Annotated in this window: 23 protein-coding genes; 16 read left to right on the top strand and 7 right to left on the bottom strand. The window is 71.9% G+C overall.

Features of this window, described 5'->3' with window-relative positions; all coding sequences use genetic code 11:
• The first annotated feature begins 307 nt into the window (after window positions 1-307).
• Together E1285_RS28855 and E1285_RS28850 are read left to right on the top strand one after the other, a co-directional pair.
• Entirely contained in the window at window positions 308-1,099 is a 792-nt protein-coding gene (locus tag E1285_RS28855) for a 3-hydroxybutyrate dehydrogenase (RefSeq protein ID WP_132157574.1), read from the top strand.
• A gap of 11 nt (window positions 1,100-1,110) precedes the next feature.
• A complete protein-coding gene (locus E1285_RS28850) occupies window positions 1,111-2,994 on the top strand; it encodes a GAF domain-containing protein (protein ID WP_243723114.1) in 1,884 nt (627 codons plus the stop codon).
• A gap of 62 nt (window positions 2,995-3,056) precedes the next feature.
• Here E1285_RS28850 and E1285_RS28845 read toward each other — a convergent pair whose 3' ends face one another.
• Genes E1285_RS28845 through E1285_RS28825 form a run of 5 tightly spaced genes read right to left on the bottom strand, consistent with a single transcriptional unit; the run spans window position 3,057 to window position 7,740 of the window.
• Window positions 3,057-4,043 (bottom strand): branched-chain amino acid ABC transporter permease, encoded by a 987-nt coding sequence (locus E1285_RS28845; RefSeq protein ID WP_207946888.1) that lies wholly within the window; start codon window positions 4,041-4,043, stop codon window positions 3,057-3,059.
• 43 nt (window positions 4,044-4,086) lie between these two features.
• Window positions 4,087-4,950 (bottom strand): branched-chain amino acid ABC transporter permease, encoded by an 864-nt coding sequence (locus tag E1285_RS28840; RefSeq protein ID WP_132157572.1) that lies wholly within the window; start codon window positions 4,948-4,950, stop codon window positions 4,087-4,089.
• A 12-nt stretch (window positions 4,951-4,962) separates the two neighbouring features.
• On the bottom strand, window positions 4,963-6,201 hold the full coding sequence (locus tag E1285_RS28835; RefSeq protein ID WP_132157570.1) for an ABC transporter substrate-binding protein: 1,239 nt from the start codon (window positions 6,199-6,201) through the stop codon (window positions 4,963-4,965).
• Window positions 6,202-6,212: 11 nt separating this feature from the next.
• Window positions 6,213-6,905, bottom strand: coding sequence for an ABC transporter ATP-binding protein (locus E1285_RS28830; RefSeq protein ID WP_132157568.1), 693 nt, complete (start codon window positions 6,903-6,905; stop codon window positions 6,213-6,215).
• On the bottom strand, window positions 6,892-7,740 hold the full coding sequence (locus E1285_RS28825) for an ABC transporter ATP-binding protein (protein WP_132157566.1): 849 nt from the start codon (window positions 7,738-7,740) through the stop codon (window positions 6,892-6,894). The genes E1285_RS28830 and E1285_RS28825 overlap by 14 nt, the downstream gene beginning before the upstream one ends.
• Before the next feature lie 261 nt (window positions 7,741-8,001).
• Between E1285_RS28825 and E1285_RS28820 the strand changes: the two genes are divergently transcribed.
• Window positions 8,002-9,300: a tannase/feruloyl esterase family alpha/beta hydrolase gene (locus tag E1285_RS28820; RefSeq protein WP_132157564.1), complete on the top strand. Its 1,299-nt coding sequence runs from the start codon at window positions 8,002-8,004 to the stop codon at window positions 9,298-9,300.
• Window positions 9,301-9,318: 18 nt separating this feature from the next.
• On the opposite strand, the gene E1285_RS28815 is transcribed toward E1285_RS28820, so the two are convergent.
• A complete protein-coding gene (locus tag E1285_RS28815) occupies window positions 9,319-10,347 on the bottom strand; it encodes a PHP domain-containing protein (RefSeq protein ID WP_207946887.1) in 1,029 nt (342 codons plus the stop codon).
• A gap of 84 nt (window positions 10,348-10,431) precedes the next feature.
• On the opposite strand from E1285_RS28815, the gene E1285_RS28810 reads away from it, so the two are divergent.
• From E1285_RS28810 to E1285_RS28765, 10 genes are all read left to right on the top strand, one after another.
• Window positions 10,432-11,727 carry a sensor histidine kinase gene (locus tag E1285_RS28810; RefSeq protein WP_132157560.1) on the top strand — a complete coding sequence of 432 codons (1,296 nt, stop codon included), beginning with the start codon at window positions 10,432-10,434 and terminating at the stop codon, window positions 11,725-11,727.
• A complete protein-coding gene (locus E1285_RS28805) occupies window positions 11,724-12,389 on the top strand; it encodes a response regulator transcription factor (protein WP_132157558.1) in 666 nt (221 codons plus the stop codon). The genes E1285_RS28810 and E1285_RS28805 overlap by 4 nt, the downstream gene beginning before the upstream one ends.
• Before the next feature lie 131 nt (window positions 12,390-12,520).
• On the top strand, window positions 12,521-13,471 hold the full coding sequence (locus E1285_RS28800) for an alpha/beta hydrolase (protein ID WP_132157556.1): 951 nt from the start codon (window positions 12,521-12,523) through the stop codon (window positions 13,469-13,471).
• Window positions 13,464-14,669 carry an acyltransferase gene (locus E1285_RS28795; RefSeq protein ID WP_243723113.1) on the top strand — a complete coding sequence of 402 codons (1,206 nt, stop codon included), beginning with the start codon at window positions 13,464-13,466 and terminating at the stop codon, window positions 14,667-14,669. Before E1285_RS28800 ends, E1285_RS28795 begins: the two co-directional genes overlap by 8 nt.
• A gap of 53 nt (window positions 14,670-14,722) precedes the next feature.
• A complete protein-coding gene (locus tag E1285_RS28790) occupies window positions 14,723-15,733 on the top strand; it encodes an alpha/beta hydrolase (protein ID WP_132157554.1) in 1,011 nt (336 codons plus the stop codon).
• A gap of 55 nt (window positions 15,734-15,788) precedes the next feature.
• Window positions 15,789-16,961 (top strand): helix-turn-helix domain-containing protein, encoded by a 1,173-nt coding sequence (locus tag E1285_RS28785; RefSeq protein ID WP_132157552.1) that lies wholly within the window; start codon window positions 15,789-15,791, stop codon window positions 16,959-16,961.
• A gap of 95 nt (window positions 16,962-17,056) precedes the next feature.
• Complete coding sequence (locus E1285_RS28780) at window positions 17,057-17,986, top strand: ACP S-malonyltransferase (RefSeq protein ID WP_132157550.1); 930 nt, start codon at window positions 17,057-17,059, stop codon at window positions 17,984-17,986.
• Window positions 17,983-18,951 (top strand): beta-ketoacyl-ACP synthase III, encoded by a 969-nt coding sequence (locus E1285_RS28775; protein ID WP_207946885.1) that lies wholly within the window; start codon window positions 17,983-17,985, stop codon window positions 18,949-18,951. Before E1285_RS28780 ends, E1285_RS28775 begins: the two co-directional genes overlap by 4 nt.
• Before the next feature lie 56 nt (window positions 18,952-19,007).
• Entirely contained in the window at window positions 19,008-19,259 is a 252-nt protein-coding gene (locus tag E1285_RS28770) for an acyl carrier protein (protein ID WP_131877390.1), read from the top strand.
• Between the two features lie 89 nt (window positions 19,260-19,348).
• The gene (locus tag E1285_RS28765; RefSeq protein ID WP_132157548.1) at window positions 19,349-20,656 is read left to right on the top strand and encodes a beta-ketoacyl-[acyl-carrier-protein] synthase family protein; all 1,308 of its coding nucleotides are present in this window, start codon (window positions 19,349-19,351) and stop codon (window positions 20,654-20,656) included.
• A 254-nt stretch (window positions 20,657-20,910) separates the two neighbouring features.
• On the opposite strand, the gene E1285_RS28760 is transcribed toward E1285_RS28765, so the two are convergent.
• Window positions 20,911-21,405 carry a DUF3145 domain-containing protein gene (locus E1285_RS28760; RefSeq protein WP_132157546.1) on the bottom strand — a complete coding sequence of 165 codons (495 nt, stop codon included), beginning with the start codon at window positions 21,403-21,405 and terminating at the stop codon, window positions 20,911-20,913.
• Window positions 21,406-21,726: 321 nt separating this feature from the next.
• Here E1285_RS28760 and E1285_RS28755 point away from each other — a divergent pair, with 321 nt between their 5' ends.
• Genes E1285_RS28755 through E1285_RS28745 form a run of 3 tightly spaced genes read left to right on the top strand, consistent with a single transcriptional unit; the run spans window position 21,727 to window position 23,974 of the window.
• Complete coding sequence (locus tag E1285_RS28755; RefSeq protein WP_243723112.1) at window positions 21,727-22,962, top strand: S8/S53 family peptidase; 1,236 nt, start codon at window positions 21,727-21,729, stop codon at window positions 22,960-22,962.
• Window positions 22,963-23,000: 38 nt separating this feature from the next.
• Window positions 23,001-23,528: a sigma-70 family RNA polymerase sigma factor gene (locus tag E1285_RS28750; protein ID WP_132157544.1), complete on the top strand. Its 528-nt coding sequence runs from the start codon at window positions 23,001-23,003 to the stop codon at window positions 23,526-23,528.
• Entirely contained in the window at window positions 23,525-23,974 is a 450-nt protein-coding gene (locus tag E1285_RS28745; protein ID WP_132157542.1) for a hypothetical protein, read from the top strand. Before E1285_RS28750 ends, E1285_RS28745 begins: the two co-directional genes overlap by 4 nt.
• The last annotated feature ends 142 nt before the right edge of the window (window positions 23,975-24,116 follow it).

Genomic DNA, 24,116 nt, shown 5'->3' with positions numbered 1-24,116 from the left:
CCCCTCCTCCACCCGCGACATACCTTGCCACCACCGACACACAGGCAACCGAGCTTTGTGCACCTTCCGTTCCACCAACTCCACAACCATGCCACTCATAAATGGCAACGGGCACCCATGGGCACTCAACCGCCAAATGCTCTGGACCCTCGCGGCGTCGGCGGACCGAGCGTGCCAAGCCCTGATCTTCACGCGGTCCGCGGGACGGCGAGAACGAGGTGAATGCGACTCGGTCCATACCATCCGGCATCGGATTGTGTGCTCTGGCCACATGGGCGGCAGGGGTCGCGCTTCGTAGGTTCTGCGCATGACGAGCGTGACGCCGCGGCCGGCGGCCGCGGGGACTTCGGGGACGCTGGATCTGTCGGGCCGGCGCGCCCTGGTCACCGGCGGCGCGGGCGGGATCGGCCGCGCGTGCGCCGGGCGGCTGGCCGCGGCCGGCGCGCGGGTGGTGGTGGCCGACATAGACGGCGAGGCGGCGGAGCGGGCGGCGGCCGAGATCGGCGGGATCCCGCTCCTGGCCGACCTGGCCGACACGGACGCGCTCGACGGGCTCGCGGCCGACGTCGACATCCTGGTCAACAACGCGGGCATCCAGCATGTGGCGCCCGTCCATGACTTCCCGCCCGAGACGTTCGCGCGGATCATGCGGCTGATGGTGGAGGCTCCGTTCCGTCTCGTCCGGGAGGCGCTGCCCGGCATGTACGAGCGGGGCTGGGGGCGCATCGTCAACATCTCGTCCGTTCACGGGCTGCGCGCGTCGCCGTTCAAGTCCGCTTATGTGACCGCCAAACACGGTCTGGAGGGGTTGTCCAAGGTGATCGCACTGGAAGGCGCCCCACATGGCGTGACGTCCAACTGCGTCAATCCCGCCTATGTCCGGACCCCACTGGTGGAGCGGCAGATCGCCGACCAGGCGCGCGCGCACGGCATGCCGCCGGACGAGGTCATCGAACGCATCATGCTTGAGCACGCGGCGGTGAAACGGCTGATCGAGCCGGAAGAGGTGGCCGAACTCGTCGCATATCTCTGCTCGCCGCCCGCGTCGATGGTCACCGGGGTGTCCCTCGGGCTCGACGGCGGCTGGACGGCGCATTGACAATGGCCCGTATGACCTGCGGTGTCTTCCTCGAACTGCTGGCCCGCGAGGCTTCCCCCGTCGAGTTCGAGGGGCCCCTCGTCCAGGCGCGGGCGGAGGGCGCACCGCCGGCCGTCCTGGAGGAGCTGGAATCGGCGAAGCTGGCGGCGCTGCGGGTCCGGGCGGTGATGCGGCGCCACGCCCGGCGGGAGGCGGAGCTGGAGGCGCTGTTCGACACCGCCGGCGACCTGGCGGGGCTGCGCGACCTCGACGCCGTGCTGGAGGCGATCACCCGCCGCGCCCGGCGGCTGCTCAACGCCGACATCGCCTACCTCACGCTGAACGACGACGAGATCGGCGAGACCTACATGCGGGTCACGGACGGCTCGGTGTCGGCGGCGTTCCGGAGGCTGAGGCTGCCGATGGGCACCGGGCTGGTCGGCCTGGTCGCGCAGACCGCGATGCCCTACACCAGCGAGCACTACCTCGGGGACGCGCAGTTCCAGCACCGCGGTTTCATCGACGACGCGGTCGCCGAGGAGGGCATCGTCGCGATCCTGGGCGTGCCCATGAGGCTCGGCAGCCGGGTGATCGGCGTCCTGACGGCCGCGAACCGCAGCGAGCGTCCGTTCGATCCCGAAGAGGTCGCGCTGCTGGGTTCTCTGGCCGCGCACGCCGCGGTGGCGATCGACAATGCCCGGCTTCTGGACGAGACCCGCACCGCCTTGGAAGAGCTGAGCACGGCCAACGAGGAGGTCAAGGCGCGTAGCGCGGCCGTAGAGAGGGCGGCGCGCGCGCACGACCGGATGACGGCCGTCGTCGTCCGCGGCGGTGGCGTGGAAGACGTCGGAGCCATCGTGACCGAACTGCTGGGCGGGACCCTGCACGTCCTGGACGCCGACGGCCGCCAGCTCGCGACGACGGGCGCCGCCTCGGCCTCCCTCGACGACGACGAGCTCGTCGGGGTCGCGGCCTCGGCGCACTCCGCGCGGGCGCAGGGCCGGACGGTCAGGCGCGGCGATCTGTGGATCGCGTCGGTGTCCACCGGCGACGAGATGCTCGGGACGCTGGCGCTGCGCACGCCGGACGAGGTGTCCGACGCCGACCAGCGGATCCTGGAGCGGGCCGCGCTCGTCACCGCGCTGCTGCTGCTGTTCCAGCGGAGCGTGACCGAGGCCGAGGGGCGGGTGCGCGGCGAGCTGCTCGACGACCTGCTCTCGGGCCGCCAGACCGGGGCGGAGGCGCTGACGGCCCGCGCGCGGCGCGTGAACGTCGATCTGACCGTCCCGCACGTGGTGCTGTGCGCGAAGTACGGTCCGCAGGAGTACCGGCAGCGTGCCGCGTTCTGGGCGTCGTCCTACGCGGCGGTGGAGCACGGACTGGCCGCCTCCCGCGCCGGGGAGATCGTCCTGCTGCTGCCGGGCGACCGTCCGGACGAGGCGGCGCGCCGGATCGCCAAGGAGCTGGGCACCTCGCTCGGCGGCCCCGCCACGGTCGGCGCCGCCGGCCCGGTGCTGGGGGCGGCCGAGGTCGCGTCCGCCCACCGTGAGGCGCAGCGCTGCGCGGACGCCCTGCGGGCCCTCGGCCGCCTCGGCGACGGGGCCGACGCGACCGAACTCGGCTTCGTCGGCCTGCTCATCGGGGACGACCGGGACGTGACGGGCTTCCTCACCGGCGCGCTCGGCGCCGTCCTCGACTACGACGAGCGGCGCGGCACGGCGCTCGTCCGGACGCTGGACGCCTACTTCGGTACCGGCGGCAGCCTGTCCAGGACCGCCGGGCTCCTGCACATCCACGTCAACACCGTCAGCCAGCGCCTGGACCGCATAGGCCGCCTCCTGGGCGACGACTGGCAGACCCCCGAACGCGCCCTGGAACTCCAGCTGGCCCTCCGCCTCCACCGCCTCTCACGTTGACCTGCGGCGGGCCGCTCTTGAGGAAGCGTCCTCAAGGGCGGCCCGCCGCAGACCGGAGGTGGTCAGACAGGGGCCTCCACCTTGGCGTTCTCGGTCTCGGGTTCGGGACGGCGGGCCCGGCGGGCGGCGATCAGATCGCGGGCGGTGCCCCATACGCCGCGGCGGAACAGCAGGACGACCAGGATGAAGATGGTGCCGGTGATGATCCCGGTCTCCTCGAACCCGGCCGTGGCCAGGTAGTCGTGCAGCTGCACGACCAGGGCCGCGCCGATGGCGCCGCCCCACAGGGTGCCGATGCCGCCGAGGACGACCATCATCACGGCCTGCCCCGAGGTCGTCCAGTAGACGCCTTGCAGGGACGCGAAGCCGTGGCTGATGGTGAACACGCCGCCGGCCAGCCCGGACAGGCCTGCCGACAGCACGAACGCGAGCAGCTTGTACCGGTCGACGCTGTATCCGAGTGCCCGCGCCCTGGCGGGGTTGTCGCGGATGGACATCAGCACCCGTCCGAAGGGGGAACGGACGATCCGCCAGACGACGAACAGGCCGACCAGGATGAAGGGAAGCCCCGCGTAGTAGAAGTAGAACGGGTCGGACAGGTCCAGCCCGAACATCTCCTTGGGGATGCCCTGCAGTCCGTTCTCTCCGCCGGTCGCGTCCCGCCACTGGTTGGCGATGAAGTAGACCATCTGGGCGAACGCCAGGGTGACCATCGCGAAGTAGATGCCGCGCAGCCGGACGGACAGGAACCCGATCGGGACGGCCAGCACCGCCGCGAAGACGGCTCCGCCCAGTACGGCGACGGGAAACGGCAGACCGGAGTGCAGCGCTATCAGGCCCGTGACGTAGGCGGAACCGCCCCAGAAGGCGGCGTGCCCGAACGACAGCAGCCCGGTGAAGCCGAGCAGCAGGTCGACGGCGGCGGCGAACAGCGCCCAGCAGAGGATGTCCATCGCGACCGGCGGATAGACGAACCAGGGCAGTCCGAGCGCCACCAGCAGCCCGATGGTCAGCAGGAACGGCCGTCCGGCCAGCTTGGAGAGGATCACCGCGTCTCCTCATCGATCATGGCGGCGCCTGCGGATACGGGGGTCATATCGTCGCCTCCTCGCGTCCGAACAGGCCGGCGGGACGCCACAGCAGCACGATGGCCATCAGGATGAACACCAGGGTCTGCGAGAGCGAGGGGACGTAGTAGTAGCCGAGCGCCGACACGACCCCGACCGTGAACCCGGCCGCGACCGACCCGAACACCGAGCCGAGGCCGCCGATCACCACGACGGCGAACACCGTGATGATCAGGTCGGCGCCCATCAGCGGGTTGACCGCCCGCATCGGCGCGGCCAGGACGCCGGCGAGCCCGGCGAGCGCGACGCCGAACCCGAAGACGGGCGTCACCCAGCGGGCGACGTCGATGCCGAGCGCGCGGGTCAGCTCGGGCCGCTCGGTCGAGGCCCGGACGATCATCCCGACGCGGGTGCGGGTGAGGACCACCCACACTCCCCCGCACACCAGCACGGACACCACGAGCACGAACACCTGGTAGGTCGGGTACGTGAACAGGCCCAGGTCGAGCGAGCCGCCCAGCGCGGACGGCCGCGGGTACGGCTGCGACTGCACGCCGTACTGCCGTTTGACCAGGTCCTGCAGGATCAGCGCGAGACCGAAGGTGAACAGGAAGTTGTAGAGCGGGTCGAGGGGCGCGAGACGGCGGATGAACAGCCGCTCCAGCACGATGCCGACCACGCCCAGCACGACAGGGACGAGCGGCAGCGCCAGCCAGAAGCTCACGCCGAACGAGTCGAGCAGCACGTACGAGCCGAACGCGCCGAGCATGTAGAACGCGCCGTGCGCGAAGTTGACGACGTGCAGCATCCCGAAGATGACCGACAGGCCGAGGGCGAGCAGGGCGTAGAACGCCCCGCCCACCAGGCCGTTGAACGCCTGTTGGAGCATGCGCGGGCCGCCTCAGAGCTTGCAGGCCGCGTCGGGCTTCTGGAACGCCTCGGCCGCCGGGATCGTCGAGACGATCTTCTCGTAGTCCCACGGCTCCTTGACCTCGCTCGAAGGCTTCACCTCCGCGAGGTAGGCGTCGTGGGTGAGCAGGTGGTCCTCGGCGCGGATGGTGCCGGTGGAGGTGAAGACGTCGTCGACCTTGTGGCCTTCGAGCTGCGCGACCACGTCGTCGGCCTTGTCGGTGCCGCCGCGCTGCACGGCCTCCAGGTACTGCAGCGCCGCCGAGTAGTCGGCCGCGTGGACGGCCGTCGGGCGGGTGCCGGTCTTGGCGTGGAACTTGTCCGCCCAGGCCCGGTTGCCCTCGTCGGCGTTCCAGTACCAGAAGTCGGTGAAACGCGTCCCGGCCAGGGCGTCCGGGCCGAGGGAGTGGATGTCGGTCAGGAACATCAGGCCGACCGCGAGGTCCACGCCCTTGTCGCGCAGCTTGTACTCGTTGTACTGCTTGACCAGGTTGACGAGGTCGCCTCCGGCCTGCATGGCGCCGACCACCTGGGGCTTGGGGTCGAGGCCGGGCGCCTTCAGCAGGAAGGTGGAGAAGTTGTCGTTCGGGAAGGGCGTCGGGTCACTCTCGACGATCTTCCCTCCGGACGCTTCGACCGCCGCCCGGAACGTCTTCTCCATGTCCTGCCCGAACGCGTAGTCCGGGTACACGAGATACCAGTTCTTGGCGCCGTCCTTGGTCAGCGCGGTGCCCGTCCCGTGGGCGAGCATGTAGCTGTTGTAGCCGTAGTGGAAGGTGTACTTGTTGCACTGCTTGCCGGTCAGTTCCGTGGTGGCGGCGCCGGTGTCGATGAACACCTTCTTCTTCGTCTTGGCGACGTTGGCGACCGCGAGCGCGGCGGACGAGGTCGGGACGTCCACGATCATGTCGGCCTGCTGCCGGTCGTAGAGTTCCTGCGCCTTGGAGTTGGCGACCTCCGGCTTGTTCTGGTGGTCGGCGGAGATCACCTCGATGTCGCCGGTCACGGCCTTGTCGCCGTGCTCGGCCTTGAAGTCGGCGACGGCCATCTTCACAGCCTCGACGGCGTTCTTGCCCGACAGGTCGGCGTACACGCCCGACTGGTCGGTCAGCACGGCGAGGACGATCTTGTCGTCGCTGATCTTGCCGCCGCCCCCGGCGGGCCCGCCCCCGCAGGCGGCCAGCAGTGCTCCGGCGGTCGCGAGCGCGGCCGAACGTCCGAGAAGTCTCATCTGGGCTCTCCCTAGATTCCGAGGTACTGCAGCAGTTCGTGCTCGCGGGCGAGGACCTCGTCGTTGTCCATGGACTCGACGATCCGGCCCTCGGCGAGCAGGTGGTGGCGGTCGGCGACGGTGGCGGCGAAGTGCACGTTCTGCTCGATGAGCAGGACGGTGGCCCCGGCGGCCTTGACCTCGCGGAGGATCTCGCCGATCTGGGCGACGATCAGCGGCGACAGGCCCTCGGTGGGCTCGTCGCACAGCAGCAGCCGGGCACCCGTCCGCAGCACCCGGGCGAGCGCGAGCATCTGCTGCTCGCCGCCCGACAGCTTCGTCCCGGGGAACCTGCGCCGTTCGCGCAGCATCGGGAACGTCTCGTACACCCGTTCCAGCGACCAAGGGTCCGGCCCCATGACGGGCGGCAGCGTGAGGTTCTCCTCGACCGACAGGGTGGCGAAGACGCCCCGGTCGTCCGGGACGTAGCCGAGTCCGCGACGGCTTCGCTTGTGCGGGCTCAGTGCGGAGATGTCATCGCCTAGGAACCGCACCGTCCCGGACGCTGCTTGATGGAGTCCCATGAGGCTGCGCAGGAGGGTGGTCTTGCCGGCCCCATTGCGTCCGACGAGCGTGACGATTTCGCCCTTGCCCACGTGCATGGACACTTCACGCAGCGCCTGCGCCTCGCCGTACCAGGCGGACAGTCCGTCAATGCGCAGCATTGGAGTCTCCGAGGTAGGCGGTGACGACGCGCGGGTCGTGACGGATCTCGACGTAGGGGCCTTCGACGAGGACCTGTCCGTGCTGCAGGACCGTGACGCGGTCGGCGAGGCTGGAGACGACGCTCATGTTGTGCTCCACCAGGACGACGGTGCGTCCGGCCCTCACCTTCCTGATGAGCGCGACGGTTCGGTCGACGTCCTCCACGCCCATGCCGGCGGTCGGCTCGTCGAGCAGCAGCACCTTCGGATCGAGCGCGAGGGCCAGGGCCAGTTCGAGCGCGCGCTTGCGTCCGTACGCCAGCGAGCCCGCCGGGGTCTCTCCGTGGTCCTCCAGGCCGACCTGTTCGAGCAGTCCGGCCGCGCGCCCGGAGTAGCGTCCAAGCGCGCTGTCGGACCGCCAGAACCGCCAGCCGAGGCCGGTGCGTCCCGCCAGGGCCAGCTCCACGTGCTGCCTCGGGGTGAGCTCGGCGAACAGGCTCGTGATCTGGAACGACCTGGCCAGGCCGAGTCGCGCGATCCGTTCCGGCGCCCGTCCGGCCAGCTCGTGGTCGCCGAGCCGGACACTGCCCTCGGTCGGCTTCAGGAACCCGGTCAGCAGGTTGAACAGCGTGGTCTTGCCGGCACCGTTCGGGCCCACCAGCGCGTGGACCGAGCCCTCGGCGATATCGAGGTCCACGCCGTCCACGGCCCTGAAGCCGCGGAACTCCCGGACCAGGCCACGCGCCGACAGGACCGGATGCTCCGGCACGGGTCCTTCCAGCACGGGTCCTTCCGGCACGGGGTCTTCCAGCACGGGGTCTTCGGGGACGGGGCCCTTCGGGACGGGGTCGCCCATGCGCCCTCCTTGCGCTCGTCTAAGGTGACCCGGAGCACACTCGGGCCGCCGTGACCGGGAACGCTAGGTGGCCCCCGCACCACGGACCATGTGACCGGCACCCACATTCCGGCCCCCGCCTACGGATGTGGCCCACACCACTCCCAGGTCACCGCCACGGGCACATGGCGGCCGCCGCCGATATGTGGGCGCGCCACGTGGTAGGGGTCACCGCCTCGCTGGACCATGACGGGCATCTGACGTCCGCCCCGAGGAGCCGGAATGATCGTCCGCAGCGTCCTGACCGCCGGCGCCGTCGCCGCCGCACTGACCGCCCCGGCACACGCACAGGAGCACGGCCCCGCACCCCGGCCGGTCGTCCCGGGCGCGGAGAAGCAGGTCGTGGCCCACCTGGACGATCTCACCACCGCGGGGACGGCCGGCTCGGGCCACACCGTCCCCGCCGACTGGGCGGGCCTGCACGCCGCCGGAACCCGGAACCCGTCCGGCGTCCCCGGCGTCCAGGTGGACGGCTATTTCCCGGACACGTCCACGTTCAACACCAACCATGGCTGGAACCACGACGCCCAGTTCGTCATCCGCCTGCCCGACCGGTGGAACGGCGGGCTCGTCGTCGCCGGCTCGCCCGGCAACAGGCGTCAGTACGCCAACGACTTCACCATTTCCGACTGGGTCCTCGCCCAGGGGTACGCCTACGCCGCGACCGACAAGGGCAACAGCGGCACGGAGTTCTACCGGGACGGCCGCCGCCCCGGCGACGCCGTCGTCGAATGGAACCGCCGCGTGACCCAGCTGACCCGCGCCGCCAAGCGGACCGTCGCCCGCCACTACGGCCGCCGCCCGAGCAGCACCTACGCGGCGGGCATCTCCAACGGCGGCTACCTCGTCCGCTGGCAGCTGGAGAACCGCCCCCACCTCTACGACGGAGGCATCGACGCGGAGGGCACCCTCTGGCGCGCGCAGGGCCCGAACCTCTTCACCTACCTGCCGTCCGTCCTCCGGGCCTACCCGTCCTACGAGGCCGGCGACCCGTCCGCCCGCAAGGCGCTCCTGAAGGCCGGGCTGGCCCCCGGATCAGAGTTCCTCTGGCCGTTCCACAACCAGGTCTACTGGGCACTGACCCAGCGCATCTACCGCGAGGAATTCGACCCCGCCTACACGGGCGACGAGGCCGACTACGACTACGCCGCACGCCCCCGGAAAGTGCACCGCGCGGTGGCCCGGGTCGCCCTCACGGGCCGTATCCGCAAACCCCTGATGACGCTTCACGGGACCTACGACACGCTGCTTCCCATCAGCACCGACTCGGACGCCTACGCCGAACTCGTCCGCGCCCGCGGCAAGGCGCCCTTCCGCTACTACCGCCTGGAGGCCGCCAACCACGTCGACGGCCTCTACGACACCTACCCGGACCGCCTGCGCCCGCTCGTCCCCTGCATGCGCACCGCCTTCACCGCCCTGGAGAAGTGGACGCAGGGCGGCCCCAACCCGCCCGAGAGCGCCACGCTCCCCCGCCCCGCGACCGGCGACATCGTGAACGACTGCTCCCTGCGCGGCTGACGTCAGAGCTGGGAAACGTCAGAGCTTGGAATGCGTCCAGGAGACCAGGTCGGACGCCGGAAGGGTGTTGACCAGCCGCTCCGCCGGGACCGCGCAGCGGGCGGCGCGTTCGCACCCGAAGTGCTGCCAGTCGAGCTGGCCCGGGGCATGGGCGTCGGAGTCGATGGAGAAGCGGCAGCCCGCCTCCACGGCGAGCCGGAGCAGCCGCTTGGGCGGGTCGAGGCGTTCCGGACGGGAGTTGATCTCCACGGCGACGTCGTAGGCGGCGCAGGCGTCGAAGACGAGGGCGGCGTCGAACTCCGACTCGGGGCGCAGGCCGCCGCGCTTGCCGCCGGCTTTGACGATGCGTCCGGTGCAGTGGCCGAGGACGTTCACGCGGGGGTTCGCGATCGCCGCGACCATGCGTTTGGTCATGGCGACGCGGTCCATGCGGAGTTTGGAGTGGACGCTGGCGACGACGACGTCCAGACGCTCCAGGAGGGCGGGATCCTGGTCGAGGGTGCCGTCCTCCAGGATGTCGACCTCGATGCCCGTGAGGATCTGGAACGGCGCAAGGTCCTTGTTGAGTTCGGCGACGAGGTCGAGCTGGCGCCCGAGACGCTCGGCCGACAGGCCGTTGGCGACCTTGAGGCGCGGTGAATGGTCGGTGAGGGCGAGGTACTCGTGGCCGAGGGAGCGGGCCGTTTCGGCCATCTCCAGGATCGGGGAGCCGCCGTCCGACCAGTCGCTGTGGGTGTGCAGGTCGCCCTTGAGCGCGGAGCGGAGGGCGGTGGCGGCCTCGTCCAGCGGCTCCCCTTCGGTGGCCTCCAGGCGGCGCAGGTAGACGGGCGTCTCGCCGCGCAGCGCCTCTTCGATCACCAGTGCCGTGACCTTGCCGATGCCGGGGAGCGCGGTCAGCGTGCCCTCGCGGGCGCGGGCGGCGAGTTCGTCCGCGGGCGTCCGCCCGGCGAGGTCGGCGGCGGCGCGGAACGCCCGCACCCGGTAGGTCGGCTCATGGGCGCGCTCCAGCAGGAACGCGATACGGCGCAGCGCTTCGACGGGCTCCACGCACCGCACCGTACCCGGGTATGACGGACGTGTCCCACCACGGTGTCATCCGGGGCGGCGTGCGGGCTCTCTAGCCTGGTCGGCATGGTGGGGGAGATCGAGCGGAATCCGTTGCGGACGGTACTGGTGGACGGGATGCTGGCCGCGGCGGTGACCGGACGCGCCGAGCCCGCACCGCTCGACCGCCCCTGGCCCGTGCTGCTGCGCTGGACCCGGTTCATCGGGATCGGGCGGCTGCCGTACGGAGTGGCTTCGAGCCTGGTCTGGCTCGCCGTCACGATCGGGCTGATCGCCGGGACGAACTCGCTGCTGCGGACCGAGGGCACCGAGCAGGGCTTTGCGCACCCCGGCTATCCAGGGGACGGCACGGCGCTGCTGATCGCGGTCGTCCTGAGCGTGCCGCTGGTGCTGCGCGAGCTGCATCCGCTGGCCGCCTGGCGGCTGAGCTTCGTGATGATGGCGCTGATCGACGTGAGCGCGTACATGACCGTTCCGTACGTCCCGGGCGGGGTCTTCGCGGCGATCATGACGCTGTACACGGTGGCGGTGCGCTGCCCGGGGACGATCACGCTCGGCGCGGCGTTCCTGTCGGCCGCCGGCGTCTGGATCAAAGACACGGAGACGGCGCCCGGCGCATCGGTCCTGATCCTGCTGCCGGTGACCGTGGGCTACATGTTCCGGGTGCGGCGGACGTCGCGGCGGGAGCTGGCCGAGCAGGAGCGGCGGCACGCCGACGCCGAGGCGGTCCTGACCGAGCGGCAGCGGATCGCGCGGGAGCTGCACGACGTCGTCGCGCACCACATGTCGATGATCGCGATCCAGGCGGAGGCCGCGCCCTACAAGGCCGAGGCGGTACCGGACGAGACGCGGCGGGATCTCGCGGAGATCCGCGCGACGGCGCTGGACGCGCTGACCGAGCTGCGCCGGGTGCTCGGCGTCCTGCGTTCGGAGGACGGCGCCGAGACCGCCCCGCAGCCGAGCCTGGACCGGCTGGAGGAGCTGATCGCCAACGCGCGGGGCGCGGGACTGCGGGTGGAGACCTCGCTGGCCGGCGACATCGCCGGCCTCCCGCCGGGCGTGGGGCTCACCGCGTTCAGGATCCTTCAGGAGGCACTGAGCAACGCGATGCGGCACGCGCCCGGTTCGCGGGTGCACGTCGAGGTGTCCAGCGACGAGGCAATAGTGTGGCTCGGCGTCGTCAACGGCCCGCCCGGGGACGGGAAGGCACCCGCCCCGCTGCCGCCGGGCGGCGGTCACGGGCTGGTCGGGATGCGCGAGCGGGCCGCCGCGCTCGGCGGCGAGCTGACCGCCCGGTCCACGCCCGAGGGAGGATTCGCCGTGACCGCCAACCTGCCGGTGAAGGCGCGGGACCGGTCGTGACCGTGCGGGTGGTGATCGTCGACGATCAGGGCATGGTGCGCACCGGGTTCGGCGTGCTGCTGAACGCTCAGCCCGACATCGAGGTCGTGGGCGAGGCGGTGAACGGTGAGGAGGGCCTGCGCCGGGTCGCCGAGCTGCGCCCGGACGTGGTGCTGATGGACGTCCGGATGCCGGTGATGGACGGGCTGGAGGCCACCCGCCGCATCCTCGACGGCGCGGGCGACGGCGTACCGAAGATCCTCATGCTCACCACGTTCGACCTGGACGACTACGTCTACGAGGCGCTGCGCGCCGGGGCCAGCGGTTTCCTGCTGAAGGACGCGTCCGCGACGGAGCTGGCGGACGCGGTCCGGGTCGTGGCCGGGGGCGACGCGCTGCTGTCGCCGTCGATCACCCGGCGGCTCATCGCGGAGTTCTCCCGGCTCGGCGGGCGGCCGGCGCCGTCCCGCAAGCGGCTGGACGAGCTGACCGAGCGGGAGACCGAGGTCCTGGCGCTGGTGGCGCGCGGGCTGTCCAACGGCGAGATCGCCGGGGAGCTGGTCGTCGCGGAGCAGACCGTCAAGACGCATTTCGGGCGGATCCTGATGAAGCTCGGGCTGCGTGACCGGCCGCAGGCCATCGTCTACGCCTACGACGTGGGGTTGGTCCGCCCCGGCGACTGATACCCGGGTCGCATTCGTACGACCGCGGTCGCATGGCGCAAGACCACACCAGCGGTTGATCTGCTCTACAGCGTCCGATTTCTACCTTCCTGATCAGTGCTCCAACTCACTGACCAGGAGGGACGTCCCTGATGCTCCGCGTTCGCAAGGCCGCGGCCGCCGTCGTGCTCCTCGCGGCGACCGGTTCGACGAGCGCCGCGGCGGGCCACGCCGAGGTGTACGCGGCGCCGCGCACGACGCCCGGCCTGTCGGCGGAGACCCTGGACGTCCGCTACCAGGCCACACGGCAAGACATCGCCCAGGCGCTGGCCACCGCGAAAGGCGTCCAGGACGACGACAGGATGCGCGTCCTGTCGTCGTTCCTCACAGAGGGCCGCCGCTTCCTATCGTTCGACCCGCGAGGTGACGGACGGGCTGCCGAGGTCATCGGCGACCTAGAGCACGCCGACCGGATCGCCGTCGTCGTGCCCGGCGCGGACAACACGCTGACCAACTACGACGACCCCAAGTTCGTCGGCGGCGATACCCGTGCGCTCTACCGGCAGGCCAAGACCGACGCTCCCGGCGAGCGGATCGCCGCGATCGCCTGGCTCGGTTACGACTCGCCGTCGACGCTGAGCACCGGCGTCCTGTCGGCAGGCATCGCCCAGGAGGGCGCACGGAATCTCGAACGTCTCCTCACCGGCGTTCGCCGCGTGAACGGGCACGCCCGGTTCGCGCTCCTCTGCCACAGCTACGGCTCGGTGGTGTGCGCCGAGGCCGCACGGCCTCTCGCGTCGCTGCCGGTGGACGACATCGCCCTGTACGGCAGCCCCGGGACCACGGCGGACAGCGCCGCCGGCCTCGGAGCGTCCGCCCGCGTCTGGGCGGCCCGGTCGAAGGGCGACTGGATGCGGTTCGTGCCGAACTTCCGCTTCGCCGGTCTGGGTTTCGGCGCGGATCCCGCCTCCTCCGGCTTCGGCGCCCTGCGCTTCGACGCCGGGACGGGACCGCACAGCGCCTACCTGAAACCCGGCTCCCTCGCGCTCCGCAACCTCGCCCTGATCGCCCTCGGCCGCGCCTCGGAGGTCACCCGTGCCTGAGTCCGTGCTCGACAAGAAGCCACCTCTCCAGGGCGAGGTCCCGCAAGGCCGTGACTTGGCCATCGACGCCCTGCGCGCGTTCGCGATACTCGGCGTCGTGCTCGGCCACTGGCTGGTCACCGCCTTCGTCGCCGACGGTTCCGGCGCGGATCTGCGGGTCACCAGCCCGCTCCGCACGATGCCCGAGCTGGCCCCGATCTCCTGGGTGCTGCAAACGCTCGCCGTGTTCTTCCTGGTCGGCGGCTACGCGTCGGCCAAGGGCCTGCGTCCCGGCGAGCCGTGGGGCCGCAGGCTGCGGCAGCGTCTCGCCCGCTTCACACGGCCCCTCCCCGTTCTCGCGGCGGCATGGATCCCCGCGGCGGCCGCACTGTCCTGGGCGGGGTTCTCTGCGGACAGCCTGCGCACCGTGGTCGAACTCGTGCTCAGCCCGCTCTGGTTCCTGGCCGTGTACGTGGTGCTGACGGCGATGACACCGGCGGTCGCGGCCGTCTGGGACCGGCTCGGTCTCTGGGGCGCCGCCCTCCTCGTCGCCGCGACCGCCGCCATCGACGCCGGCCGCTTCGTCCTCGACACGCCCGGGTGGACGGGCTGGGCGACCGTCTTCACCGCCTGGCTCGTGCCGTTCTACCTGGGCGTCGGCTGGGCGGACGGCGCGCTCGGCTCCCGCCGGTCGGGACTCGTCCTGCTGGGCGGGGGCGGCGCGGCGACCGTCCTGCTGGTCCTGTTCGCGGGGTATCCGGCGAGCATGGTCGGCGTGCCGGGCGCCGAGGTGTCCAACCTCAGCCCGCCCACGCTCGCCGCGGTCGCGTTCGGCCTCGCCCAGGCGGGCCTGGCGCTGCTGCTGCACGGGCCGCTGACCCGCTGGACGCGGCGGGCCCGGGTCCGTTCGGTGATCTCCGGCGCCAACCGCTCCGCCATGACGATCTTCCTGTGGCACCAGACGGCGCTGCTGGCCGTCACCACGGGGGCGCTGCTCGCGTTCGGTAGCCTGCCGGGGCTGCACACCGCACCCGACCGGCCCGCGTGGATCGCGGAAAGGCTGCCCTGGCTGGCGGTCTGCGCCGGCGCGCTCGCCGCGCTGCGGACCCTGCTCCGCGGCTTCGAGCACCCGCGCCCGTCGAAGCACAGGCCGGGGCGTGACGCGAACCACACAACGAACATGAGCGCGGCGCCGTACATCTCACGAAGAGTCCCTTAAGCCGGGCGCCCGCCGAGACCGGCCAGACGATCTTGGATGGTAGAAAGACCTCGATGCCGCCGCCACGCCAGCCGATCCCGCCGCGCACCCGACGGCTCCGGAGGGTCCTGGCCTGCGCCTTGTCCATCGCGGGCGTCATGCTGACGACCGCCGGTACCGGCCACGCCGAGCCGTACGCCCCGCCCGTCGCCGTCCCGGAGATGGCGCCCTCGACGCTGGACGTCCGGTACACCGCAGAACGCCGGTCCATCGAGAAGGCCCTCGAGACGGCGCAGAAGATCGGCGACGGCGACCGGACGCGGGCCCTCGGCGCGTTCCTCCGGCCGGGACGCCGCTTCCTCTACTTCGACCCACGCGGCGGTGGACGGGCCATCGAGGTCATCGGCGACCTCACCAGGGCGCGGAGGGTCGCGGTGCTCGTCCCCGGCGCCGACACCACGCTCACGGCGTTCGACGAGCGCGGCGACAAACCGTGGTCGACCCCGGGCGGCGGGGCACGCGCCGTCTACGCGCAGGCCGCGTCCAAATCCCCGCAACCGGATCTGGCCGTCGTCGCGTGGCTCGGATACGCGGCTCCACGGACGTTCAGCAGCGACGTCCTCACCGGTGAGCGCGCCGACGAGGGGGCCAGGCAGCTGCGCCGTTTCCTGGAGGGCGTCCACAGGGTCAACCCGTCCGCCGGCGTCGGCCTGCTCTGCCACAGTTACGGCTCGGTGGTGTGCGGCCGCGCCGCGCTGGACGGCCCCGGAGGGCCGGCCTGGCGGCAGGTCACCGACATCGCCCTCTACGGCAGCCCCGGCACGACGGTGTGGTCCGCCGCGAAGCTCGACGGCACCGCCCGCATATGGGCGGGGCGGGGAGCCGCGGACTGGATGGAGGACGTCCCGCACGTCCGCATCCTCGGGCTCGGCCTCGGACGCGACCCGGTCTCCTCCTCGTTCGGCGCGCGGGTCTTCGACGCGGGTACCGGCGGCCACAGCGACTACCTCGAACCGGGCTCGACGTCCCTGCGGAACCTCACCGGCATCGCGCTCGGAAAGGAGTCCGATGTCACTCCGGGCTGACCCGGTTCACTCGCTTTCTGACGGGTCACCGCCATGGTGGTGGCACTCTGGGGTTGTGGACACCCCGAGCGAGGCCGAAATCCGCGAGCAGACCACCCAGCGCCTGGAGAAGGCCATGGGGACGTTCGGCACCGCGGCCTTGAACAGCATGGAGGAGCACCTCCCCTGGTTCCGGCGCATGCCGGCCGACCAGCGCTCCTGGATCGGCCTCGTCGCCCAGGCGGGCATCGCGGCGTTCGTCGAGTGGTTCAAGAACGACGAGCAGACCCGCCCGGCCATCGCCGGCGAGGTGTTCGGCACCGCGCCGCGCGAGCTGCTCCGCGCCATCAAGCTCCACCACACGATCGACATGATCCGCGTCATCATCGACGTGGTGGAGACCCGGCTGGACGAGCTGGCCGCGCCCGGCGGCGAGGCCCAGCTGCGCGAAGCCATCCTGCGCTACACCCGGGACGTCGCGTTCGGCGCCGCCCAGGTGTACGCCCGCGCCGCGGAGACGCGCGCCGCCTGGGACGCGCGGCTGGAGGCCCTCGTCGTCAACGCGGTGCTGCGCGGCGAGGTCGACGACGGCATGCACTCGTGGGCCGCCGCCCTGGGCTGGACGTCCAAGCCCGTGACGGTCATCGCGGGGTTCACGCCGGAGGACGAGGAGCCCGAGGTCACCATCGACCAGATGCAGCTCGCCGCACGCCGCGCGCGCGCCGACGTCCTGGCCGGAGTCCAGGGGCACCGGGTCATCGTCATCGTGGGCGGCGACACCGACCCCATGGACGCGGCCCGCCCCATCGCCGCCAAGTGCGGACCGGGCCCGGTCGTCGTCGGCCCGCAGGTCGCCGACCTCTACGACTCCACCCGCTCCGCGCAGGCCGCCGTGGCCGGGCTCCGCTCCGCCGCCGGCTGGCCGGACGCGCCCCGCCCGGTCGAGGCGACCGAGCTGCTGCCCGAACGCGCGCTGGACGGCGACGACGACGCGCGCCTCTACCTGGTGGACAGCGTCTACAACCCGATGCTCGTCGCGGGCGCCCCCCTCCTCGACACGCTCACCACCTACCTCGAGCAGGGCTCGTCCCTGGAGGCCACCGCGCGCCTGCTGTTCGTGCACCCCAACACCGTCCGCTACCGCCTCCGCCGCGTCGCCGAGCTGACCGGCCTGGCCCCCACCGACGGTCGCAACGCGTTCACCCTCCGCATAGCCCTGGTCCTGGGCCGCTTCCAAACCCGCATGTAAACCGCGAGCTTGTAGGGGTCTTACAAAGCGCCTCGACGAAAGTTCGTGGTGATCCGCATCGTGGGCGGAGGGACGTTCGCGGCAGGCTGGACGCTGTGATTCTCCTCGCATCGCCCGGCCAGGGCGCCCAATCCCCCGGCTTTCTGCAGCCATGGCTAGAGATACCCGGAGTCGCCGACCGCCTCACCTGGTGGTCGGCCGTCACGGGGCTCGACCTGGTCCGGTTCGGGACGGAGGCGGACGCCGAGGAGATCCGCGACACCGCCGTGGCGCAGCCGCTGCTGGTCGCCGCCGCGCTCGCCGCCTACGAGGCCCTCTACGAGGACGAGCCCCCCGAGCACCGGGTGCCGGACGCCGTCGCCGGCCACAGCGTCGGGGAACTGGCCGCCGCCGCCATCGCCGGGGTCCTGTCCCCCGAGGCCGCGCTGGTGCTCGTCCGGGAGCGGGGACGGGCGATGGCCGATGCCGCCGCCGTCACCGAGACCGGGATGACTGCCGTGCTCGGCGGCGACGCCGATGACGTCCTCGCCTCCATCGACAAGCACGGGCTCACCCCCGCCAACGTCAACGGCGCCGGGCAGATCGTCGCCGCCGGGACCATGGACCGCCTCGCCGACTTCGCCGACGAGCCGCCCGCCAAGGCGCGGCTGCGCCCGCTGTCGGTCGCCGGCGCCTTCCACACCGAGCACATGGCGCCGGCCGTCGACGCCCTGCGCCGCCTCGCGTCCGGCGCACCGGTCGCCGAGCCGCGGACGAGGCTGCTGCAGAACCGCGACGGAGCCGTCGTCGACTCCGGGGCCGGCTTCGTGGCGCGGCTCGTCGAGCAGGTCAGCACACCCGTCCGGTGGGACGCGTGCATGGACACCATGCGCGACCTGGGCGTCACCGCGATCATCGAGCTGCCGCCCGCGGGGACGCTGACCGGCCTCGCCCGCCGCGAGCTGAAGGGGATCGACCTGGTCGCCCTGAAGACCCCCGCGGACCTGGACAAGGCCCGCGAGCTGGTCAAGGCGGACCGGTCATGACCGGGGCCCTGACCATCCCCGAGGCGACGTCCGGCGCCCGCATCCTCGCCTTCGGCGACTACCGGCCGGCCCGCGTCGTCACCAACGACGAGATCGCGCTGACCGTCGACACCGACGACGAGTGGATCCGCAGCCGCGTCGGCATCGCCGAGCGCCGCATCGCCGGCGACGACGAGGGCATCGTCGAGCTGGGCGTGCACGCCGGAGGCAAGGCCCTGGCGGGCAGCGGGCTCGCGCCGACCGACATCGACCTGGTCATCCTGGCGACGTGCTCGGCGGAGTCGCCGATGCCCGGCCACGCCGCGCAGGTGGCGCACCGGCTCGGCATCGGGGCGCCCGGCGCGTTCGACATCAACGCCGCCTGCGCCGGCTTCTGCTACGCCCTGGCCACCGCGAGCGCCGCGGTCCGCGCCGGCAGCGCCCGCAACGTGCTGGTCATCGGCTCGGAGAAGATGTCCCAGTGGATCGACTGGACCGACCGCTCCACCTGCATCATCTTCGCGGACGGGGCCGGCGCGGCGGTCGTGACCGGCAGCGACTCCCCCGGCATCGGCCCGGTCGTGTGGGGCAGCGCCGGCGACAAGTACGACAAGATCATCATTCCGGACCGGCACTCGTTCGTCCGGCAGGAGGGGCAGGCGGTCTTCCGCTGGGCGACCTCCGCGATCGCCCCGGTCGCCGTCGAGGCGTGCGAGCGCGCCGGGATCAAGCCCGAGGACCTCGCCGCCGTCGTCCCGCACCAGGCCAACCTGCGGATCATCGAGGCGATCGCCCGCAAGATGAAGGCGACCGGCGCCGTCGTGGCCGACGACATCGTCCAGTCGGGCAACACCTCGGGGGCCTCCATCCCGCTGGCCCTGTCCCGAATGATCGAACGCGGCGACGTGCCGTCCGGCGCACCGGCCCTCCTGGTCGGGTTCGGCGCCGGACTGTCCTACGCTGCCCAAGTCATCCAGATCCCGTAGGCCGTCACGCCTGCTCGCAGGCTCTGGACCAACCCACCGAAGGAGAACGCGGAACCATGGCAGTCGCCACCGAACAGCAGATCCTGGACGGCCTCGCCGAGATCATCGACGACATCGTCGGCATCGACAAGTCCGAGGTGACCCCCGACAAGAACTTCATCGACGACCTCGACATCGACTCGCTGTCGATGGTCGAGATCGCCGTGGCCGCCCAGGACCAGTTCGGCGTCGAGATCCCCGACGACGAGCTGCGCAACCTGAAGACGGTCAAGGACGTCATCAACTTCGTCCAGAACCTGCAGAGCTGAGCCGCGGGGACGGCGCGCCGCCGCACGGCCGGACCGTGCGGCGGCGCGCACGCCCCTTTCACCCCCACCGTCCTCAAGGAGCACCTGCTATGAGCAAGAGCCAGACCAGAGTCGTCGTGACGGGTCTCGGTGCAACGACCCCACTCGGTGGAGACCTGCCGTCGACCTGGTCCGCCCTGCTCGCCGGAGAGTCAGGGATCCGGCCATTGGACTGGGAGGGCGTCGAGGATCTGCCGGTCCGGTTCGCCGCGACGCTGAAGGTCGACCCGTCCGAGGTCATGCCGAAGCAGACGCTGCGCCGGCTCGACCGCAACCAGTCGATCGCGCTGATCGCCGCCCGCGAGGCGTGGACCGACGCCGGGTTCGCCCCGGCCGCCTCGCGCAAGAGCAAGAAGCCGGAAGAGCACTCCGGGGTCGAGGGCGGCTTCGCCGTGGACGGTGAGCGTCTCGGCGTCGTGTTCTCCAGCGGCATCGGCGGCCTGCACACCGCGCTCAACAGCTACGACGTCTTCCGGGAGAAGGGCTGGTCGCGGGTCTCGCCCTTCACCGTCCCGATGCTGATGCCGAACGGCGCGTCCGGACACGTCGGCATCGAGTTCGGCGCGATGGCCGGCTCGCACGCCCTGGTCAGCGCCTGCGCGTCCAGCGGCGAGGCCGTCGGCTACGCCATCGACATGATCCGCGCGGGCCGCGCCGACGTGGTGATCTGCGGCGGCACCGAGTCGTGCATCCACCCGCTGCAGATGGCCTCGTTCGGCGCCATGCGCGCGATGTCGACCCGCAACGAGGAGCCGGAGCGCGCGTCCCGCCCCTACGACAAGAACCGCGACGGGTTCGTGCTCGGCGAGGGCGCCGCCGTGATGATCCTCGAGTCGGAGGAACACGCCCGCGCCCGCGGCGCGCAGATCAACGGCATCGCGTCCGGCTGCGGCTACTCCGGCGACGCCTACGACATCGTGCTGCCCGACCCGAGCGGCTCCGGGCAGGCCAAGGCGATGCAGCGGGCCCTGAAGGACGCCGGGCTGGAGCCCGCCGACATCGTCCACATCAACGCGCACGCCACCTCGACACCGGCCGGCGACGTCGCCGAACTCGCCTCGATCAAGGCGGGGCTCGGCGAGGAGGCCGCCGCCCAGGTGGCCGTCACCGCCACCAAGTCCATGACCGGGCACCTCCTCGGCGGCGCCGGAGCACTGGAGTCGGTCTTCACCGTCCTCGCGCTGAAGGAGGGCCTCATCCCCTTCGTCGCCAACCTGGACGACCTGGACGACGACGCCGACCTGGACATCGTCCGCGACGAACCGCGCAAGATCCCCGACGGCCCCGCCGCGGCCCTGAACAACTCCTTCGGCTTCGGCGGCCACAACGTCTCAGTAGCCTTCGAACGCTCTATCTGATTGCAGTTCCCTTGGCGTCGGGCCTGGGGCCCTCCTTCGGCGGGCACTGCGGTGCGATCGCTGCATCGCTCCGGCTCGCCTAGCGGCTCGCTGCGCGATCAGGTTTCTTGCTTCGCTCGAAACCTGCCTTCGGACGCGATCGCGACGGTTCAGGTTGTCGCGGGGTTGCGGTGCGGGCCGTATGGGCGACACGGCGATCGCACCGCAGTGCCCACCGAAGTATGGGCCAGGGTCTGACGCCAAGGGCACTGCAATTACACAGCGGCGTGTAGCCAGCGGACGGGGGCTCCGTCGCCGGCACGGCGGAAGGGCTCCAGTTCGTTGTCCCATGGGGTGCCGAGGAGGCGCTCCAGTTCGTTCTCCAGGGTGATCTTGCCGATGGCGGCGTTGGCCATGGCGGAGCGGAGCCGGTCCTCGGGGATCATGATGTCGCCGCTGGCCCCGATGACGCCGGTGAACACCCCGAGGGACGGGGTGAAGCTGAAGCGGACGCCGTCGGTGCCGGGCGTGGGGTCTTCGGTGGCCTCGAAGCGCACCAGCTTCCAATTTCGCAGCGCCGAGGTGATGCCCGCGGCGGTTCCCGGACTGCCCTCCCAATGCAGCTCAGCGCGCAGCGTTCCCGGCGCGGCCGCCTGATCTGCCCACTCAAGGGAAACGGGCACACCGAGAACACCTGCGGCGGCCCACTCGATGTGCGGGCTCAGCGCAGGCGGCGCGGAGTGGACGTAGAAAACGCCACGTGCGGTCACCGGACCTCCTGGATCTGTACCGAGGCTCGTCTTCCCCTACGGCCTCGTACGTCCCAAGTCGGCGTCCGCGTCCCTCATTGTGCATCATCGGCACGTGTCGCACCACCGTGAGTTCGGCGTTTGTTGAACGCTTGACCGCAGGATGCGCAACGTTCACGAGCGCCGACCGACAAGGTTAGCCCGCGCCGGGCCGCCGGGAGGCGCAACCGCGCAACGTGGTGAGGCCGTCTCCGGCCGCGACATTCCCTTGACGATCAGCCACTCAGAGTGCTCGTTCCGGCACGATGAGTGCAGGCGTCGGTGCGGGGAGGGTGAGGGCCGGTGTTCGATCAACAGGCGCGGCTGGAACGGGTGCTGGCGCGGCACCCCGGCGCGGTGGTGGTGGAGCCGGTGCCCGGCCGTCCGGCGCTGATCCGCCGGGACGAGATCCTGGTCGCCGGGCGGGACGCCGGCGCGGCCGAGAGCCTCGTGCGGCGCTGGTCCGACTCGCGCCATGACGAGCGCGCCGTCACGCGGCTGCGGCTGCGCGCTGGGGCGAAGGTGGACGTGTGCGAGCTCGCCGCCCGGCTGAGCGGGGAGGGGCTGAGCGCGGGCGGGCGGCGCCGGCGGCTGAGCGTGTCGCCGAACCATCTCGTCCAGGGTCAGCCGATGTGGTGGAGCGGGCCCGCGGATCTTCCGCGTCCCGCCCCGCCCGTGCCCGCGCCGGAGGCCGCCGCGGCCCGCAGGGAGGTGACGGTCGCGATCCTGGACACCGGCCTGTCGCCGCACCCGTGGTACGAGGACGCGGAGTGGTACCGGGAGCAGCGCGGCGAGGCCGAGGAGGTCCTCGACGCCGATCTGGACTTCGAGCTGGACGCGCAGGCCGGGCACGGCACGTTCGTCGCGGGCGTGGTGCTGCGGCACGCGCCCACCGCGCGGCTGCGGGCCCGGCGCGTCATCGGCGGCGACGGGGTCGGCGACGAACTCGACGTGATCCGCGCATTGGAGTGGCTGGCCGGGTGGGGACGGGCCGATGTCGTGAACATCTCCCTCGGCTGCCACACCTACGACGACCGTCCCTCGACGGTGCTGTCGAGCGCGGTCGCCGCGCTCGGCCGCCGGACGGTCGTCGTGGCGTGCGCGGGGAACACCGCGGGCGACCGGCCGTTCTGGCCCGCCGCGATGAAGCCGGTGATCGGCGTCGCGGCGCTGGACGGCGGCGACCGGGCCTGGTTCTCCAACCACGGCTGGTGGGTGGACGCGTGCGCGGAGGGCGTGGACGTGACCAGCACGTTCGTGCAGTTCGACGGGACGCGCCCGCCCGTGGACGGCCTGGACCCCGACCGCTTCGACGGCTACGCCACGTGGAGCGGGACCTCGTTCGCGGCGCCGGTGGTGGCGGGGCGGATCGCCGGGCTCGCGGCGGCGGAGGGCCTCGGCGCGGCCGACGCCGCGGACCGCGTCCTCGATCCCGTGGCGCAGCAAGCCCTGCCGGACCTAGGCGTCATCGTCGGTTCCGGGCAAGAGACGGCCTCGGAGCGTCAATTTCCAACACAGAGTCATCCCGATATGGCATAGAGTCAACGTCCAGCGGGGGGCCTCGGGAGGAGACTTCGGTGGCCCGATGGGACGACGGCACGGACGAGCTGGTGGTCCGGGCACGCGACGGCGACGGCGCCGCGTGGGCCCGGCTGGTCGAGCGGCACAGCGGGTTGCTGTGGTCGATCGCCCGCTCGCACGGGCTGAACGACGCCGATTCCGGCGACGTCGTGCAGACGACATGGCTGCGCCTGGTGGAACGGATCGACGCGCTGCGCGATCCGGCCGCGACGGGTTGCTGGCTCGCGACGACGGCGCGGAACGAGAGCCTGCGCCTGGTGCGCCGGCGTGGACGCGACCTGCCGGTCGTCCCCGCGCCGCGGGCACCGGAGCCGGAACCCGACCGGGTGGTGCTGAGCCGCGAGCGCCTGGGGCTGGTCGGCGCGGCCCTGGAGTCGCTGCCGCGGCGCTGCCGGACGCTGCTGCGGCTGTTCGCGCTCGCGTCGAGCCACGCCGAGCTGGCCGCCGCCCTCGGCATCCCCGTCGGCAGCGTCGCGCCGACCCGGGCGCGGTGCCTGGACGCGCTGCGGAGGCTCGTGCCTTGAACGACGACGAGCTGATGGCGGGCGTCCGGCGCGCGTTCGAGACCCTGGACCCGGTGCCCGAGGACGTCCTCGCGGCGGCCCGCGCGTCGATCGCGTGGCGGGCGCCGTCGGCGACGCTCGCGGAGCTGTCGCACGACCGGGGCGGCCGGACGGCGGCCGGGGTCCGCGGCGGAACGGGGCGCGTGCTGACGTTCACGGGCCCGGGGGCGGCCGTGGAGATCGAGGTGGCGGACAACGGCCGGGACCGCGAGATCACCGGGCGGATCATCCCGTCGTCGCCCGGCGTCGTGCAGGTCCGGCACCAGGATCTGCCGCCGGACGGGATCTCCGCGCGCGCGGAGTCCGCCGGGCTGTTCTACGTGCCGCGCGTGCCCGCGGGCCTGGTGAGCCTCGTGTTCCGGCTGGACGATGGCACATCGGTCGTCACGAGTTGGATCCGGCTATGACCGCCCGGGACGAGCGCACCTTCTCACTCCTGGCGGCCACGAACCCGGCGGCCGCGTTCGAACAGGCCTTGGCCCTCCTCGAACGCGACCCCCCACCCGAGAGCGGCGGCTCGTTCGAGGCGGGTGGGGTGCTTGATGGGGT

The sequence above is a fragment of the Actinomadura sp. 7K507 genome (assembly GCF_004348425.1).
In the GTDB taxonomy this organism is placed as follows: Bacteria; Actinomycetota; Actinomycetes; order Streptosporangiales; family Streptosporangiaceae; genus Spirillospora.
This window is presented reverse-complemented; position numbering and strand designations above follow the sequence as displayed.

What these genes read in the sequence shown, in the direction of transcription:
- E1285_RS28820 (WP_132157564.1), top strand. Translation starts at nt 8,002, where the DNA reads ATGATCGTCCGCAGCGTCCTGACCGCCGGCGCCGTCGCCGCCGCACTG.
- E1285_RS28765 (WP_132157548.1), top strand. Translation starts at nt 19,349, where the DNA reads ATGAGCAAGAGCCAGACCAGAGTCGTCGTGACGGGTCTCGGTGCAACG.
- E1285_RS28835 (WP_132157570.1), bottom strand. Translation starts at nt 6,201, where the DNA reads ATGAGACTTCTCGGACGTTCGGCCGCGCTCGCGACCGCCGGAGCACTG.
- E1285_RS28855 (WP_132157574.1), top strand. Translation starts at nt 308, where the DNA reads ATGACGAGCGTGACGCCGCGGCCGGCGGCCGCGGGGACTTCGGGGACG.
- E1285_RS28775 (WP_207946885.1), top strand. Translation starts at nt 17,983, where the DNA reads ATGACCGGGGCCCTGACCATCCCCGAGGCGACGTCCGGCGCCCGCATC.
- E1285_RS28810 (WP_132157560.1), top strand. Translation starts at nt 10,432, where the DNA reads ATGGTGGGGGAGATCGAGCGGAATCCGTTGCGGACGGTACTGGTGGAC.
- E1285_RS28800 (WP_132157556.1), top strand. Translation starts at nt 12,521, where the DNA reads ATGCTCCGCGTTCGCAAGGCCGCGGCCGCCGTCGTGCTCCTCGCGGCG.
- E1285_RS28825 (WP_132157566.1), bottom strand. Translation starts at nt 7,740, where the DNA reads ATGGGCGACCCCGTCCCGAAGGGCCCCGTCCCCGAAGACCCCGTGCTG.
- E1285_RS28770 (WP_131877390.1), top strand. Translation starts at nt 19,008, where the DNA reads ATGGCAGTCGCCACCGAACAGCAGATCCTGGACGGCCTCGCCGAGATC.
- E1285_RS28840 (WP_132157572.1), bottom strand. Translation starts at nt 4,950, where the DNA reads ATGCTCCAACAGGCGTTCAACGGCCTGGTGGGCGGGGCGTTCTACGCC.
- E1285_RS28830 (WP_132157568.1), bottom strand. Translation starts at nt 6,905, where the DNA reads ATGCTGCGCATTGACGGACTGTCCGCCTGGTACGGCGAGGCGCAGGCG.
- E1285_RS28850 (WP_243723114.1), top strand. Translation starts at nt 1,111, where the DNA reads ATGACCTGCGGTGTCTTCCTCGAACTGCTGGCCCGCGAGGCTTCCCCC.
- E1285_RS28790 (WP_132157554.1), top strand. Translation starts at nt 14,723, where the DNA reads ATGCCGCCGCCACGCCAGCCGATCCCGCCGCGCACCCGACGGCTCCGG.